Below are 15,903 nucleotides of genomic sequence, written 5' to 3'. Positions count from 1 at the left end.
CGCGGCACGGACCGGCCATGCCCCCGTCCACGCGGGTGTCCGGGGAGGTCAAGCGCACTGTAGGTTCTTGCGCCATGGAGGAGCTGGACCGACAGATCGTGCAGCTGCTCGTCAAGGACGGGCGGATGAGCTACACAGACCTGGGCAAGGCCACGGGCCTGTCCACGTCGGCCGTGCACCAGCGGGTGCGGCGGCTGGAGCAGCGTGGCGTCATCCGCGGTTACGCCGCGGTCGTCGACCCGGAGGCCGTCGGGCTGCCGATGACCGCCTTCATCTCCGTGAAACCGTTCGACCCCAGTGCCCCCGACGACATCGCCGACCGGCTGGCCGGGGTCCCCGAGATCGAGGCCTGCCACAGCGTGGCGGGCGACGAGAACTACATCCTCAAGGTCCGGGTGGCCACCCCGCACGAACTGGAGGAGCTGCTCGCCCGGGTGCGCTCCCTGGCCGGCGTGTCCACCCGGACCACGGTGGTCCTCTCGACGCCCTACGAGGCCCGCCCGCCCCGTATCTGACCCGTCCCGGCAACCCCCGCCCCGCGCGCGGCGCCGACCTGCCTGCGGACCGGCCGGCGCGAGGGGCGAGACTGGTTGCCATGAGTGAGTCCACCACCCCGCCCGCCACGGTCCTGCTGCGCCGCGGCGAGGTCCACAGTCCCGCCGACCCCTTCGCGACGGCCATGGTCGTCGAACGCGGCCAGGTCGCCTGGGTCGGCTCCGAGGGCGCCGCGGACGCCTTCGCGGACGGCGTGGACGAGGTGATCGACCTGGACGGAGCCCTGGTCACCCCGGCGTTCACCGACGCACACGTGCACACCACGTCCACGGGCCTCGCGCTGACCGGCCTCGACCTGTCCGGCGCGCCTTCCCGCGAGGCGGCCCTCGCCCTCGTACGGGACTTCGCCGCGACCCGCCCCGACGACCGCGTCCTGCTCGGACACGGCTGGGACGCCTCCCGCTGGCCCGACGGCCTGCCCCCGACCCGTGCCGAACTCGACCGGGCCACGGGCGGACGCCCCCTGTACCTCAGCCGGATCGACGTCCACTCGGCGGTCGTCACGACGGCCCTGCTCGACCTCGTCCCGCAGGACGTCGGCCGGCCCGACGGCCCGCTCACCGCCGACGCCCACCACGCCGTGCGCGCCGCCGCGCTGGGCGCTGTCACCCCCGCCCAGCGCACCGAGGCCCAGCGCGCCGCCCTCGCGCACGCCGCCTCGCTGGGCATCGGAACCGTTCACGAGTGCGCAGGCCCGGAGATCTCCTCCGAGGACGACCTCACCGGCCTGCTGCGCCTCGCGGCCGAGGGCGACGGCCCCCGGGTGGTCGGCTACTGGGCCGAACAGGACGTCGACAAGGCGCGCGAGCTGGGAGCGGCCGGCGCCGCGGGCGACCTCTTCGCCGACGGCGCCCTCGGCTCGCACACCGCCTGCCTGCACCAGCCCTACGCCGACGCCGCCCACACCGGCACCGCCTACCTGGACGCCGCCGACGTCGCCGCCCACGTCGTCGCCTGCACCGAGGCCGGTCTCCAGGCGGGCTTCCACGCCATCGGCGACGCCGCCGTCACCACCGTGGTGGAGGGCGTGCGCGCCGCCGCCGACAAGCTCGGCCTCGCCCGCGTCCGCGCCGCCCGCCACCGCGTCGAGCACGCCGAGATGATGACGCCCGAGACCGTCGCGGCCTTCGCCGAACTGGGCCTGACCGCCTCCGTCCAGCCCGCCTTCGACGCCCTGTGGGGCGGCGAGGACGGCATGTACGCCCAGCGGCTGGGCGCCGAGCGGGCCCGCACCCTCAACCCCTTCGCGGCGCTGCTGCGCGCCGGTGTCCCGCTCGCCTTCGGCTCCGACAGCCCGGTCACGCCCCTCGACCCGTGGGGCACCGTCCGGGCCGCCGCCTTCCACCGCACCCCGGAGCACCGCATCTCCGTGCGCGCGGCGTTCACGGCGCACACGCGCGGCGGCTGGCGGGCGGTCGGCCGGGACGACGCGGGCGTCCTGGTGCCGGGCGCGCCCGCGGACTACGCCGTGTGGCGCACCGGCGAACTGGTCGTGCAGGCTCCCGACGACCGGGTGGCGCGCTGGTCGACGGACCCCCGCTCCGGCACCCCCGGCCTGCCCGATCTCACCCCGGGCCGGGACCTGCCGGTCTGTCTGCGCACCGTGGTGGGCGGCCGCACGGTCTTCGTGCGGCCGGGCGAGTGATCTCCACGGCCGACGGGGCGATGATCTTCCGGCCCGTAAACTTCGGCCGGACACCGCGCTGACCTGGGTGTTGGCGTGAAAGACGCAGGTGGGACCCCTGTTGACAGGCCGCGGCGGGGGCCCGGTAGGTTCGACGGAGTCCACCACCGGACACCCGACCGGGGAAACGTCCGCGCACTCGCCGCGGCGCCGCTGCGTCAGGGACGGTGTGCCGCACCGGGGCACCGCCACTGGGAGCCAGGCTCAGCGCTCGCGCCGTGACGAGGGGACGTCACGGCCGGTCGGGAGGTGTGACCCGGGTGGGGCCCGGGCGCTCAGTAGACAACGGCCCCGGTCGATCCGCAGCCGGCGGGTCCCGGGCCGGCCCGAAGGGCGCCGGGCCCCCATCCGCCGCGGAAACGGCCCGAAACACACATCCCTACCCCGCTCCGGGGACGGTGACACCGCCATTCCGGCGTCCTGTCACGTCATCGCAGGCCCTGGCCACTATGGTGGTCCTCTGCGTACGGACATGAAGGGGCAGTAGTGAACGACGGCGACGGGACGCTCGCGGCAGCGGACCACGGGAGGCGATTCGGCCCCCTGGGCACGGCCCTGGTGATCATCCCGACCTACAACGAGGCGGAGAACATCAAGGCGATCGTCGGGCGCGTGCGCGAGGCGGTCCCCGAGGCCCACGTTCTCGTGGCCGACGACAACAGCCCCGACGGCACCGGCAGACTCGCCGACGAACTGGCCGCCGGGGACGAGCAGGTCCACGTCCTGCACCGCAAGGGCAAGGAGGGTCTGGGAGCCGCCTACCTCGCCGGCTTTCGCTGGGGGCTGGAGCACGGCTACGGCGTGCTGATCGAGATGGACGCCGACGGCTCCCACCAGCCCGAGGAGCTTCCCCGTCTGCTCACCGCGCTCAAGGGCGCCGACCTGGTGCTCGGTTCCCGCTGGGTGCCCGGCGGCCGGGTGGTGAACTGGCCCAGGTCCCGCGAGTTCATCTCCCGCGGCGGCAGCATGTACTCCCGCCTGGCCCTGGACCTGCCGCTGCGCGACGTCACCGGCGGCTACCGGGCCTTCCGCCGGGAGACCCTCGAAGGGCTCGGCCTGGACGATGTCGCCTCCCAGGGCTACTGCTTCCAGGTCGACCTGGCCCGCCGGGCGGTCAAGGCCGGATACCACGTCGTCGAGGTGCCCATCACGTTCGTCGAGCGGGAGCTCGGCGACTCGAAGATGAGCCGCGACATCCTCGTGGAGGCCCTCTGGAGGGTCACCACCTGGGGCGTGGGGGAGCGGGTCGGCAAGGTGCTGGGCCGCGACAGGACAACCGGCGCGCCGGCCGCAGGACCGGCCGGGGAGCCGGCCCGGGCACAGGCCGACGCACCGGACCGGAAGGCCTGATCGCCCCCTTATCCCGCGCTGAGCCGGGCCCAGGCACACTGGGAGCATGACGACAGGCGCTCAGACTCCCAGGTCCCCCGCCCGGCCGCCCCGGCGCTCACGGCTGCGCACCTACCTGCCGCTGGGCGCCGCCGCGTGGCTCGTGCTGGAGATCTGGCTGCTGACCGTGGTCGCGGGCGCGTCGAGCGGGTTCGTGGTCTTCCTGCTCCTCGTCGCCGGCGTGCTCCTCGGCTCCGTGGTCATCAAGCGGGCCGGCCGCCGGGCCTTCCGCGATCTCACCGAGACGCTCCAGCAGCAGCAGTCCGGCGCCGTGCCGGAGCCCCGCCGGAACAGTGAGGGCAACGGCCTGACGATGCTGGGCGGGCTGCTCCTGATGATCCCCGGTCTGATCTCGGACGTCCTCGGCCTGCTCCTTCTGCTGCCCCCGGTCCAGAAGGCCGTGAGCCGGTACACGCAGCGCACGGTCGAGCGCAAGCTCCGCGAGGCCGGTCCCGGAAGCCTCGGCGACGCCTTCCGGCAGGCCCGGATGCACCGCCCGGACGGCAAGGTCGTCCAGGGCGAGGTGATCCGGGACGAACCGGGCGACGCTCCGCAGGGCCCCCGTCCGCCGCTGGCACGCTGAGTCTCCGCGCCGCTGCCCCCGCGCCGTCCGCGAAGAGCACGGCGCGGGGAACGCGCACGACGAAGCGGGCGCCGTACGTGAGTCACGTACGGCGCCCGCTCCGCGTTCGCTGAAAGACCGGCTCGGTCCCCGTGGGGACTAGGCGCTCTTGCGGCTGTCCCGCGGGTGCACCGCGATGTTCATCGCGCCGGAGCGCAGAACGGCCAGCCGCTCCTCGAGGACCTCTTCGAGTTCCTCGCGGGTGCGCCGCTCCATCAGCATGTCCCAGTGCGTACGCGCGGGCTTGGCCTTCTTCTCCTCAGGGCCGTCGCCGTCCACCAGGAGTGCCTGGGCCCCGCAGACCTTGCACTCCCACTCCGGCGGGATCTCCGCCTCGACCGAGAAGGGCATCTCGAACCGATGCCCCTTCTCGCATGCGTACTCCACGGCCTGGCGCGGGGCCAGGTCGATGCCGCGGTCCGTCTCGTAGCTGGTCACCACGAGGCGCGTGCCGCGAAGAGCTCGCTCACTCATGAATCGTGCCTCCCGGGCTTGTCGCCCACAGGACAGGTGTCGCTGTCGTCGTCATCCGGTCAACGTCCGGGCGGCGGTAAAGATTCCCGTCCGGAGTCCCCGTTCCGGGCCCTGCGTCGCCGTCGCAGCCGCAGCCTTGCAACCAGTGCAGTACCCGCCGACGTCCGGTTTGTCACTCCTGTTACCAGTTGTGACATACCGTTTCGGCGCCATTGACGCGCAGTAACGGTACGCCTGGCAGGCCAAACGCGTACACTACAGCCCTTTCGGGTCGAGTGCTAAATCCTTTCGGGTACCGGATTGCCCGCGTCGCCGATCGCACGCCTCACCGGCACCCGCGCCAGCAGCACGAAACCGATGACGAAGAACGCCACCAGCGAGATGATCGCGTCCCGGTAGCTCCCGGTCAGCTGATAGGTGAGCCCGAACAGCAGCGGCCCCAGCCAGCTCATACCGCGGTCGCTCATCTCGTACGCGGAGAAGTACTCGGCCTCCTTGCCCGGCGGGATCATGTGCGAGAACAGGGAGCGGGAGAGCGCCTGGCTGCCGCCGAGGACGAGACCGATCCCCGCGGCCAGCGCGAAGAACCACCCCGGCTCCCCGGCCGGCAGGAAGTACCCGGCCGCGAGGGTGACCGTCCAGGCCACCAGTGATCCGAGGATCGTGCGCTTGGCGCCGTACGTCCGGGCCAGCCGGCCCAGCGCCAGGGCGCCCGCCACCGCCAGCACCTGGACCAGCAGCACGGCCACGATGAGCGTGGACTGCCCGAGCCCCAGCTCCTCGGACCCGTAGACCGAGGCCTGGGAGATCACCGTCTGGATGCCGTCGTTGTAGACGAGGTACGCCAGCAGGAAGGCCAGGGTCAGCGGACGGCGCCGCATGTCGCGGACGGTCGCCGCGAGCTGCCGGAAACCGGGCAGGGCCGCCTCCCGCGCGGGAGCGCGGCGGTCGCGCAGCCGGCGCAGCGGTATCAGTGCGAAGGCGCCCCACCACAGCCCCGCCGACGCCAGGCAGACGCGGACCGCGGCGCTCTCGCTCAGGCCGAAGGAGTCGTGGGCCGTGTAGAGGACCAGGTTCAGCACCAGCACCAGCGCCCCGGCCGCGTAGCCGAAGGCCCAGCCGCGCGAGGAGACCGCGTCGCGTTCCGCGGGCGGCGCTATCTGCGGCAGGTAGGAGTTGTACAGCATCATCGCCACGCTCTGCGCGGCGTTGGCGACGACCAGGAGCAGGCCGCCCAGCAGATAGCGGTCGCCGTCGAGGAAGAACATGCAGGCCGTCGCCGTCGCCCCGGTGTACGCGGCGGCGGCCAGGAGCGGCTTCTTGCGGCCGGTGCGGTCGGCCGCGGCACCCACCAGGGGCATCGCCAGGACCGCGACGATCACCGACAGGGACACCGAGTACGCGAAGAAGGACCCGGCGCGCACCGGGACACCCAGCGGATGGACGTACCCGTCCGCGTCCGCCGCCGACTCGGCGACCGATGTCAGGTACGGCCCCAGGAACACGGTGAGCACGCTCGTCGAGTAGACGGAGCACGCCCAGTCGTAGAAGTACCAGCCGCGCTGCTCGCGCCGCCGGTCGCCGGCCCCGTCGGCCGCGTCCGTCCGCACGGTGCCGATGCCCATCCGTGCCCTCGCTTCCCCCGTGAACGCGCGCCGTCGCCGAGTCCCGGCCTCGGATCCCGGGCCCTGGACGGTCTCAGACCCAGACGCCGCGGTCCTCCATGACCTTGCGCAGTGTGTCGATGTGATCGGTCATGATGCCATCCACCCCCAGGTCGAGGAGCCGGTGCATCCGGGCGGGATCGTTCACCGTCCAGACGTGGACCTGCAGCCCGCGCGCGTGGGCCGCGCGGACGAAGCGGTCGTCGGCCACCGGTATGCCCGACTGCGCCTCGGGCACCTGCGCGGCCACCGCCGAGCGGCGCGGCGCGGCGGGAAGCCCCCAGGAGCGCAGCCGGAGAGCGAGGACGCCCCGGGTGCCGTACGAGGTGGCCAGGCGCGGACCGGCCAGCCGCTGGGCGCGGACCACGCGGGCCTCGGAGAACGAGCCGACGCAGACCCGGTCCCACGCGTTCGTCCGCCCGATCAGGGTCAGCAGGGGGCGCAGCGCGGGCTCCGCCTTCACGTCGATGTTCCAGCGCACCCCGGGGAAGGTCTCCAGCAGCTCCTCCAGGAGCGGCACCGGCTCCTCGCCCGCCACGCGTGCGCGGCGCACCTCCTCCCACGGCAGGTCGGCGATCCGGCCCGCCCCGTCCGTCACCCGGTCCAGGGTCGCGTCGTGGAAGGCGACGAGCCGGCCGTCCCGCGTGGCGTGGACGTCCGTCTCGATGTACCGGTAACCGGCGTCCACCGCGCGCCGGAACTGGCGGAGGGTGTTCTCCAGGCCGTCCGCCGCCCCGCCCCGGTGGGCGAAGGCGATCGGGCCGGGGTGGTCGAGGTAGGGGTGGCGTATCGGGGTGGTCACCGCCGCAGTATCGCGCGGTCCGGCAGCCCCCCGGCAACCACCGTGCCGCCCCGCGGTGTCACGGGGACGGCGAACAGGCGCAGGAAGACCTGGGCGAGTGGGCCGATGGACAGCGCGTACAGCAGGGTGCCGACGCCGACCGTGCCGCCGAGGACGAAGCCCGTCGCCACGACGGTGATCTCGAGGACCGTGCGCACCAGGCGCACCGACAGGCCCGTGCGCCGGTTCAGGCCCGTCATCAGGCCGTCGCGCGGACCCGGGCCGAACCGGGCCGCGATGTACAGCCCGGTCGCCGCCCCGTTCAGGACGATCCCCGCCGTCATCATCGCGATCCGCGCGGTCCAGCCGTGGGCGCCGGGCACGAGGGCCAGGGTCGCGTCCATCGCCGCGCCGATCACCAGCACGTTGGAGACCGTGCCGAGGCCCGGCCGCTGGCGCAGCGGGATCCACAGCAGCAGCACGCCGGCGCCCACGATCGTCAGCACCACGCCCATGGACAGGCCGGTGCGCTCGGCGAGGCCCTGGTGGAGCACGTTCCACGGTTCGAGGCCGAGCCCCGACCTGACCAGCAGCGCCGAACTCGCGCCGTACAGGAGGAGACCGCCGTACAGCTGGGTCAGCCGGCGTGGGAGTTGCCGCTCGCTGGACAAGATGTGCCCCCTGTGTGGTGGTAGTGGCCTGCTTCATGACAGCCTGTGGCGCGAGAACAACGGCCAACCACGGCCAATTCGGGGAAGGTGGACTGATTTCCATGGCGCAGTGGACTTCGGCCGTGGGGGCGGCGCAGCTCGCCCGGCTGCTCGGCTCCCAGCAGGACCGCCCGGCCGGCCCCGGCACCCGCCGCCCGCCCGCCTACCGCGCCCTCGCCGACGGCGTCCGGCTGCTCGTGCTCGAAGGACGCGTGCCGGTCGCCGCCCGGCTGCCCGCCGAACGCGAACTGGCCCTCGCCCTGAAGGTGAGCCGCACCACCGTCGCCGCCGCCTACGAGGCCCTGCGCGCCGAGGGCTTCCTGGAGTCCCGCCGCGGCGCCGGCAGCTGGACCGCCGTACCGGCCGGGAACCCCCTGCCCGCGCGCGGCCTGGAACCCCTGCCGCCCGAGGCGCTCGGCTCGATGATCGACCTCGGCTGCGCGGCGCTCCCCGCGCCCGAGCCCTGGCTGACGCGCGCGGTGCAGGGCGCCCTGGAGGAGCTGCCGCCCTACGCGCACACCCACGGCGACTACCCGGCCGGACTGCCCGCGCTGCGGTCGATGATCGCCGAGCGCTACACGGCGCGCGGCATCCCCACCATGCCCGAGCAGATCATGGTGACCACGGGCGCGATGGGCGCGATCGACGCGATCTGCCACCTCTTCGGCGGACGGGGCGAACGCATCGCCGTCGAGTCGCCCTCGTACGCCAACATCCTCCAGCTGATGCGCGAGGCGGGGGCCCGGCTCGTCCCCGTCGCCATGGCCGAGGGCCTCACCGGCTGGGACGTGGACCGCTGGCGCCAGGTGCTGCGCGAGGCCGCGCCCCGCATCGCCTACGTCGTCGCCGACTTCCACAACCCCACCGGCGCCCTCGCCGACGAGGACCAGCGGCGCCGGCTGGTGGAGGCGGCCCGGTCGGCCGGGACCGTCCTGGTGGCCGACGAGACGATGAGCGAGCTGTGGCTGGAGGACGACGTCGAGATGCCGCGCCCCGTGTGCGCCTTCGACCCGGCCGGCTCCACGGTCGTCACCGTCGGCTCCGCCAGCAAGGCCTTCTGGGCCGGCATGCGCATCGGCTGGGTCCGCGCCGCGCCCGACGTGATCCGCAGCCTGGTCGCCGCCCGCGCCTACGCCGACCTGGGCACGCCCGTCCTGGAGCAGCTGGCGGTGAACTGGCTGTTCAGCACGGGCGGCTGGGAGCAGGCCGTGCGGATGCGCCGCGAGCAGGCCCGGCAGAACCGGGACGAACTGGTGGCGGCCCTGCGGCGGGAGCTGCCGGACTGGGAGTTCGAGGTGCCGCGCGGCGGGCTCACCCTGTGGGTGCGCTCGGGCGGCCTGTCGGGCTCGCGGCTGGCCGAGGCGGGGGAGCGCGTGGGGGTGCGGGTCCCGTCCGGCCCCCGTTTCGGGGTCGACGGCGCCTTCGAGGGGTACGTCCGCCTGCCGTTCACCGTCGGCGGGGCGGTGGCCGACGAGGCGGCGGTACGGCTGGCCGCGGCGGCCCGGCTGGTGGAGAACGGGGGTGCCCCGGGAAGCGAGGCCCCCCGGACCTTCGTGGCGTAGCCGGGGCGGGGAAGGGCGGCCCGCCCCGGCCCGGTTATGGACGGGCCCGGTCGTCCGCGGTCAGTTCGGCTTCACCGCGACGGCCCTGGCCGCGACGGCTTCCGGGACCCCCGTCTCGGCGGGGACCGGTTCCGCGGTGGCGCCCACGGCCGGTACCGCCGCGACGAGGGGGGCCTCGGTGGTGAAGGTCTCTCCCGCGGGGGCGGTCACCGCCCCCGCCTCGGCCCTCGCCCTGGACCCTGCCGCCTCTGCGGTCTCTGCCGTGCCGGCTGTCTCCGCCGTCTCCGCCGTCTCCACGGCCGGTGCCCCGGACTTCGGCACGAGCGTCTTCACCTCGGCGGCGGGCACCTCCCGGGCCTGCGCGTGAAGGGGTTCGGCCCCGGCGGGTACCGCTGTGGTCCTCACCGGGTTCTCCTGCGCCGCGACGGGGGCGGCCTCCGCCTCCACCGGGAGCCCTTTCGTCTCGATGACGACCGCCTTCGGCACGGCCTTCGCGGGCACGGAGGCATGCTCCCCGTCGGCGGGCGTCGTGCGCGGCGGCAGCAGGTCCAGCACCGCCCGCCGGTGGGCGTCGCTCGTGGCGTCGTCGTAGGGGTCCGGGGTGGCCGGGACCTGGAGACGGTGCACCGGGCCCGTGCCGAGGCGGGCGTAGCCGCGGCCGGGCGGCACCTGGTCGACGGGTGTGGTCTGCGGGGCGGCGCCCAGCACCGCCGTCAGCTCGTCGGCCGTGGCCGGGCCGAGCACGACCCGCGCGCGCGTGTGCTGCCGTACGGCGTCGCAGAGCGCGTCCAGGGCGTCCAGCTGGTCGGCGACGACCACCGTCACGTTCGCCGCGCGGCCGTGCCGCAGCGGGATCTGGAGGAGGGTCTGCGGATCCCGGCGTCCGTCCGCGGCGGCCAGGTGGGTGAAGGCGCTCGGACGGTCCACGAGCACCCACAGGGGCCGGCGGGTGTCGTCGGGCGGCGGCTCGCCCTCCTGCCGGGCCCGGTTGACGGAGATCAGCCGGCGTTCCGTCTCGTGGGCGGCCCACTCGAGGCTGGCCAGCGCCCCGGCGAGGCCGCACTCGACGGCCAGGACGCCGTCGCGCCCGGTCAGACAGGCGTACTCGCCGGTGCCGCCGCCGTCCACGACGACCAGGTCGCCGTGGTGCAGGGCCTGCAGGGCGATGGAGCGCAGCAGGGTGGAGGTGCCGGTGCCGGGCTGCCCCAGGACCAGCAGATGCGGCTCGGTGGAGCGGACCCCCGTGCGCCAGACGACCGGCGGCACGTCCCGCTGCTCCTCGCCGTGGGTGAGCGGAAGGGTGCGCTGCACCCGGGTCGGGTCGGTGAAGCCGAGGACCGTCTCGCCGGGGGCCGTGACGAAGCGCTGGGCGGTGATGTCGGTGGGCAGCGGGGCGAGGACGGTGACCGTGAGGTGGTTGGCCTCCTCGTCCCACGCGTAGTGGTACTCACGGCCCCGGCCGGCCTTGGCGGTGAGCAGGTGCTCGATCCGCGCCCGGGACTCCGCCTCCCCGTCGGTGAAGTAGGCCGGGTAGCGGACCACCAGCTCGCGGACGCGGCCGGTGTCGTCGAACTCGTAGGCCGGGAACGCCTTCTCCCACGAGCCGCCGTGCGTGTAGAGCGGATCGGGGTCCTCGGCGATCGAGAAATACGGGACCAGCGCCTCGTAGAGCGACTTCAGGCGGTGGACCTGGGCCTCGTCCGGGCCCGCCGGCGCCACCGGGGCGCGTTCCCTGCCCTGCCACGCCGCCGCCGTCATCAGTACGACGACGGCGAGCAGCGGGCCGTACGGCATCAGTGCCACGACCAGGACCACGGAGGCCACCAGGAACAGCACCGCGCCGCGGCGGTCCTTCGGGGTCTCGGTCCATCTGCGCCACGCGGCCGACGCCAGTCGGCGCAGACCGCGGACGATGGTGATGAGCGGCTGGAGGACGTCGGTGGCGCTGTCGGCCGCCGTCCGGGCCAGCTCCCGGCTCCGGGCGAGCTGTGCGCCGCCGTTGCTCAGAATGCGGGGGAGGGGCCGCCGGGCCACTGCTGCCTCCAGGGAAGTCCGTACGTGCGGGTTTCGGGCGGGGAGGGCCGTCAGAACTTGATTCCGCCGAGCAGGCCCGCCAGGCTCTCGCCGCCCGCCTTGATGCTCGGGGCGATGGCCGTGCTCGCGAGGTAGAAGCCGAACAGGACCGCCACCAGCGCGTGGGAGGCCTTCAGGCCGTCCTTGCGGAAGAAGATGAAGACGACGATGCCGAGCAGGACCACGCCTGAGATCGAGAGGATCATGTGAGTTCTCCTGGTTCGCGGGGACAGTCACCATGAGTACTTCCAGGCTCACAGCATGTATCCATACGATTAAAGGTGCAAATGGGGGAAATTTCGCACATTTGCCCCGGATGGCGGAGTCTTCCTCGGGTCGGCCGGGCAGGGGCGCGGCCGTCGGCCGGATCCGGGGCGATCTTCCACCTCGGGGGTGTCCGGTCGGACGCCGCGCGAGCCAGTACCCTGACGATTCACTCGCACGGCCGCACCGCTCGCGGCCGTGCGCACACGCAGTCCCCGACGTTCGTACGTCCGTAGTGAGAGGTGGTCCGGCCGATGAGTGAAGCCCCCGACCCGGAGGTCGTGGAGCTGGCGACCAAGATCTTCGATCTGGCCCGGCAGGGGCGGACCGAGGAGCTGGTGGCGTACGTGGACGCCGGCGTTCCGGCCGACCTCACCAACGACCGCGGCGACTCCCTCGTCATGCTCGCCGCCTACCACGGCCACGCCGGCACGGTGCGCGCGCTGCTGGCCCGCGGCGCCGAGGCCGACCGGGTCAACGACCGGGGCCAGACCCCGCTCGCCGGTGCCGCCTTCAAGGGGGAGACCGAGGTGACCAAGGCGCTTCTGGAAGCCGGCGCCGACCCCTCGGCGGGCACCCCGTCGGCCGTCGACACGGCACGGATGTTCGCCCGCACCGAGCTGCTGGAGCTGTTCGGGGTGGCCTGAACGGGAGTTGACCCAATGCCTGGCCGGCCGGGCCGACCGGGGACGACACGACAGACGGGGGAGGCGGTACGGGGCCGCCGAAATTTCGGTCGCGGCAGATGTGACCGCCGGGTCATCATGACGACGTGGTTCACGGACGTGATGGCTGGGCAGGTGTTGCCGCACCGCGCGGGCCGTGACACGGCCCGCATGGGCCACCGACGAGAGGCAGAGGAACATGGTCAGCAGCAAGCAAGAGACGGCGGGCTCTCCGACGTGTTGTCGCCCGGCCAGGTAACGCGTGTTTCCCGGTTGCGTCGACGCTTGATGTGAGGCTGTTTCCCATGTTCGATCCGGTCATAGCGCCCAGCGGTACCCTGCTCGGCCTGCTGCAGCGAGGGCGCGGCGACGGCACGCTGCACGCTCTCACCGCCCCGCGCGCCGAGGCGCTCGCGGCCCTCGACCACTGTGTGCTGCACGACCCCCGCCACGACTGGCAGCTGGAGAACCGCTCCCTCTACTACGCCCGTCTCTATCTCGACCTCCACGGCGGCCTGGACGCGATCGAGGCCCACCTCTTCGACCCCGAGGACGTCCTCGACCCCGACGAGTCACGCACCGGGCTGGCCCTCGCGGTCCTCGGCCACCTCGCGTCCTACGGCAGGCTCGACGCCCTCCGGCTGCTGCGCCGGTACGCCGCGCACGGCGTCAACTGGGCCTGGGCCCTGGACGAACTGGCGCTGCGCGACGACGACGCGGGGCTGCGGGCCCTGGCCGTGCCCGTCCTGGCCCGCTTCCCACGGGATCCCGAGGGTGACGCCGAACTGGCCGTCGCCGTGCGCGACACCTTCGAACCCCGGCCCTGGCGCCTGTGGGCGGAGGACCCGCGCGAATCGATCGCCACGCGTGTGCGTGCCGCCCGGGAGGCCGGCAGCTTCGACCGCTGGCAGCGGCAGATGAACTCCTCCGGGCCGCGTCCGGGCTGGAGCGTGCAGGCCGTGTTCGACTGGGCCCAGCAGGGTGCCGAGCGAGGCGCCGCGCTGCACGTCCCGGCCGCCCGCTGTCTCGCGGCGGTCGCCGGCTCCGAGGACCGGACCGAGATCGTCGAGGCCGCGCGGTCCGGCACCGAGGGCGCCCGCTGTACGGCCCTGCGCTACCTGGCGGACTGCGACGACCCCGGCGTTCTCGACCTGATCGAGGAGGCCGTGATCACCGGCACGGCGCCCGTCGTCGAGGCCGCCGTCGCGGCCTTCGAACGCATGCGTGCCCTGGCGGCCGTCGAACGGGCACGGGTCTGGGTCCGGCGGCCCGACGCCCTGGGTGCCGCCGCGGGGCGCGTCCTCGCGTGCAGGGGCGGCGCGCAGGACCGCGACCTCGTCCTCGCCGCACTGCGGGAGGCGGTGCGGGTCGAAGGGCCGGACGCCGCCACTCTGTGGACCCTGGTCGACGGCACCGGTCGGCTCGGCATCGCCTGCGCCGCCCCCGTACTGCGCCACATCTACCGCGAGACCGCCTCCTCCCATCTGCGCGGCCGGGCCGCCCGCGCGCTGGCCGCCACCGACCCGTCCTTCGCCGCGGGCTTCGCCGTGGAGTGCCTGTGGGACTGTGAGGAGACGACCCGGGAACTGGCCGCCCGGTACGCCGCCACCGGCGACAACCGTGTCGTCGAACAGCTGCGCCGGCTCGCCGCCGACCCGGCAGAGGAGGACGAGGTCCAGACGGCGGTGCGCAGCCGCTTCGGCCCGGACACGCCCGCGGTCTGAGCGGCGGCGGGCAGCGACCGGCCCTCCGAGCCGTTCTCCACGCGGCCGTTCCGGGCCTCTTCTTCATACGGCGGGCCCGCCGGCCCGGGGCTTCCCGTGCCGGCTCGAGGCCGTGCCGTGCGGCGGTGGTTCTGCGCCGTTTGGGTTGTTGTCAGACCGAGGACCTAGTCTGTGCAACGTGACTTCGCCTGCATCGACGGACAGCGTTCCGCCCCAGCTCAGCGCGGGGCCGCGCCCCGCCCCGGGCCCGGCCGCCGACGAGGGACTGGCGCGGCGGCTGCGCGCGCTCGCCTGCACGGCACCGCTGCACGACCTCGACGCGCGCAAGGCCAACCTCGCCGGCGAGTACTCGGTGTACGGCATGGCGGAGGTGGCGCTCGCCGCCATCGACCTCGTCACCCTGAACATGGACTTCGACACGGGCGCCGACCACGACCAGATAGTCGCCCGGCTCGTGCCGCGCGTCGCCGCCCAGGCCCCGGCGCGGCCCGCCGCCGAGCACGAGCGGGTGGCCCGGTGGGTCCTGGAGAACCTGATCAACGTCGGCAGCGTCGACCGCGGCTTCCGCGCCGTGTACGGCACCTTCGAGCCGGACGGCACCTATGTGCGGCGCGACTACGACTTCAAGCTGCTGGAGGAGGTCCCCGGCCCCGGCGGCACCGTCTATCTGCGCACCACCGACGAGGCGGTCAACGTCCTGGTCGGCGCCCTGGACACCGACGTCACCAGCGCCCAGATCGCCGCCGAGGTCAAGCTGGAGGTGCTGATCAGCCGCGGCCGGCTCGCCGACGCCCAGCTCGCCGCCGAACAGGCGCGCTACCGCACCGTCCAGTACTCCGAGACCCTGCGCAGGGCCCTGGACGCCACCCGGCGCAACGTCCGCGCGGTCGACTGGCTGAACACCGTCCCCGACATGATCGCCGAGGCCCTGGACCACGTCGCCGACCGGTACCGGCACGAGAACGCGATCCTCACCAACATCCGCAAGGCCCGGGACGAGTCCGAGGACCCGGAGCACAAGCGCCGCGCGGCCGAGCTCGTCGACATCGTCAAGGACTGCATCCGCCGCCACACCCAGCTCCAGTCCCGCCTGCTGGAGGCCGGGCCGCTCTTCCGCGCCGAGCAGGACCGGCAGGCCTTCGCCGCCCCCCGGACCACCTCGGGCCTCGACCTGTACGGCCACCTCGTCGCCCCCGTCCTGCCGCTGCCCCTGGAGCAGGCGCTGCGCGCGACCGACGCCTTCTTCGCGCACGGCACCGGACTGCGTACGCCCGTCTCCGTCCGGGTCGGCGACCTCGTCGACATCCTGCTGACCCCGCCCGTGGAGCGGGAGCACCTGGGCGCCGAGATGCCCGAGCCCGACCTGATCGCCACGCCGGACGACAGCCGCTTCAGCGAGGAACAGCTGGCGGCGGCCATGGAACTGCTCGACCTGCCGCACGACGCGCCGCGCCGCCTGTCCGGACTGCTGGCCGACGCCCGCGCGCAGGACCCCGACCTCCCCTACCTCGTCGCCCTGCTGGCCGTGCACGCGGCCAGCCCGCCGGTCGGCACCGCCTACCGGCAGGGCGAACCCAAGCTGCTGTTCGCCGTGGACGACGGCACCGAGCTGGACGACCCCGAGTTCGGCGGCGCCGACCTCATCGTCGGCACGGCACTGCTGGACGCGGCCGGGATGGCGGCGGACCGGACGGAGGCCGCGTGAGACGCACCGGGCACACCGGGGGCGGGCCCCC

At 73.9% G+C, this 15,903-nt stretch carries 14 protein-coding genes; 8 read left to right on the top strand and 6 right to left on the bottom strand.

Translation table 11 applies throughout. From position 1 onward, the window contains the following. Positions 1-74 precede the first annotated feature (74 nt). From ACFYOJ_RS09375 to fxsA, 4 genes are all read left to right on the top strand, one after another. Positions 75-515, top strand: coding sequence for an Lrp/AsnC family transcriptional regulator (locus ACFYOJ_RS09375; protein WP_006136660.1), 441 nt, complete (start codon positions 75-77; stop codon positions 513-515). A gap of 80 nt (positions 516-595) precedes the next feature. Continuing rightward, on the top strand, positions 596-2,200 hold the full coding sequence (locus tag ACFYOJ_RS09370; RefSeq protein WP_356556849.1) for an amidohydrolase: 1,605 nt from the start codon (positions 596-598) through the stop codon (positions 2,198-2,200). Positions 2,201-2,725: 525 nt separating this feature from the next. Beyond that, complete coding sequence (locus tag ACFYOJ_RS09365; protein WP_356556848.1) at positions 2,726-3,589, top strand: polyprenol monophosphomannose synthase; 864 nt, start codon at positions 2,726-2,728, stop codon at positions 3,587-3,589. 46 nt (positions 3,590-3,635) lie between these two features. After that, positions 3,636-4,211: an FxsA family membrane protein gene (gene fxsA, locus ACFYOJ_RS09360; RefSeq protein ID WP_356556847.1), complete on the top strand. Its 576-nt coding sequence runs from the start codon at positions 3,636-3,638 to the stop codon at positions 4,209-4,211. A 138-nt stretch (positions 4,212-4,349) separates the two neighbouring features. On the opposite strand, the gene ACFYOJ_RS09355 is transcribed toward fxsA, so the two are convergent. The 4 genes from ACFYOJ_RS09355 to ACFYOJ_RS09340 form a co-directional block, all read right to left on the bottom strand. After that, a complete protein-coding gene (locus ACFYOJ_RS09355) occupies positions 4,350-4,724 on the bottom strand; it encodes an RNA polymerase-binding protein RbpA (RefSeq protein WP_003977404.1) in 375 nt (124 codons plus the stop codon). A 278-nt stretch (positions 4,725-5,002) separates the two neighbouring features. Beyond that, positions 5,003-6,349: an MFS transporter gene (locus ACFYOJ_RS09350; RefSeq protein ID WP_356556846.1), complete on the bottom strand. Its 1,347-nt coding sequence runs from the start codon at positions 6,347-6,349 to the stop codon at positions 5,003-5,005. Positions 6,350-6,422: 73 nt separating this feature from the next. Further along, positions 6,423-7,190 (bottom strand): glycerophosphodiester phosphodiesterase, encoded by a 768-nt coding sequence (locus ACFYOJ_RS09345; protein WP_356556845.1) that lies wholly within the window; start codon positions 7,188-7,190, stop codon positions 6,423-6,425. Continuing rightward, the gene (locus tag ACFYOJ_RS09340; protein ID WP_356556844.1) at positions 7,187-7,840 is read right to left on the bottom strand and encodes a hypothetical protein; all 654 of its coding nucleotides are present in this window, start codon (positions 7,838-7,840) and stop codon (positions 7,187-7,189) included. The genes ACFYOJ_RS09345 and ACFYOJ_RS09340 overlap by 4 nt, the downstream gene beginning before the upstream one ends. A gap of 101 nt (positions 7,841-7,941) precedes the next feature. Here ACFYOJ_RS09340 and ACFYOJ_RS09335 point away from each other — a divergent pair, with 101 nt between their 5' ends. Further along, positions 7,942-9,441 carry a PLP-dependent aminotransferase family protein gene (locus ACFYOJ_RS09335; protein WP_356556843.1) on the top strand — a complete coding sequence of 500 codons (1,500 nt, stop codon included), beginning with the start codon at positions 7,942-7,944 and terminating at the stop codon, positions 9,439-9,441. 60 nt (positions 9,442-9,501) lie between these two features. On the opposite strand, the gene ACFYOJ_RS09330 is transcribed toward ACFYOJ_RS09335, so the two are convergent. Both ACFYOJ_RS09330 and ACFYOJ_RS09325 read right to left on the bottom strand, forming a co-directional pair. After that, a complete protein-coding gene (locus ACFYOJ_RS09330) occupies positions 9,502-11,475 on the bottom strand; it encodes a hypothetical protein (protein WP_356556842.1) in 1,974 nt (657 codons plus the stop codon). A gap of 50 nt (positions 11,476-11,525) precedes the next feature. Continuing rightward, complete coding sequence (locus tag ACFYOJ_RS09325; protein WP_003977410.1) at positions 11,526-11,720, bottom strand: hypothetical protein; 195 nt, start codon at positions 11,718-11,720, stop codon at positions 11,526-11,528. 312 nt (positions 11,721-12,032) lie between these two features. Between ACFYOJ_RS09325 and ACFYOJ_RS09320 the strand changes: the two genes are divergently transcribed. From ACFYOJ_RS09320 to ACFYOJ_RS09310, 3 genes are all read left to right on the top strand, one after another. Further along, entirely contained in the window at positions 12,033-12,425 is a 393-nt protein-coding gene (locus ACFYOJ_RS09320) for an ankyrin repeat domain-containing protein (RefSeq protein ID WP_356556841.1), read from the top strand. Between the two features lie 323 nt (positions 12,426-12,748). After that, positions 12,749-14,167 carry a HEAT repeat domain-containing protein gene (locus ACFYOJ_RS09315; protein WP_356556840.1) on the top strand — a complete coding sequence of 473 codons (1,419 nt, stop codon included), beginning with the start codon at positions 12,749-12,751 and terminating at the stop codon, positions 14,165-14,167. A 178-nt stretch (positions 14,168-14,345) separates the two neighbouring features. After that, positions 14,346-15,872 (top strand): hypothetical protein, encoded by a 1,527-nt coding sequence (locus ACFYOJ_RS09310; RefSeq protein ID WP_356556839.1) that lies wholly within the window; start codon positions 14,346-14,348, stop codon positions 15,870-15,872. The last annotated feature ends 31 nt before the right edge of the window (positions 15,873-15,903 follow it).

This window comes from Streptomyces sp. NPDC006384, assembly GCF_042870695.1.
Lineage (GTDB): Bacteria > Actinomycetota > Actinomycetes > Streptomycetales > Streptomycetaceae > Streptomyces.
This window is presented reverse-complemented; position numbering and strand designations above follow the sequence as displayed.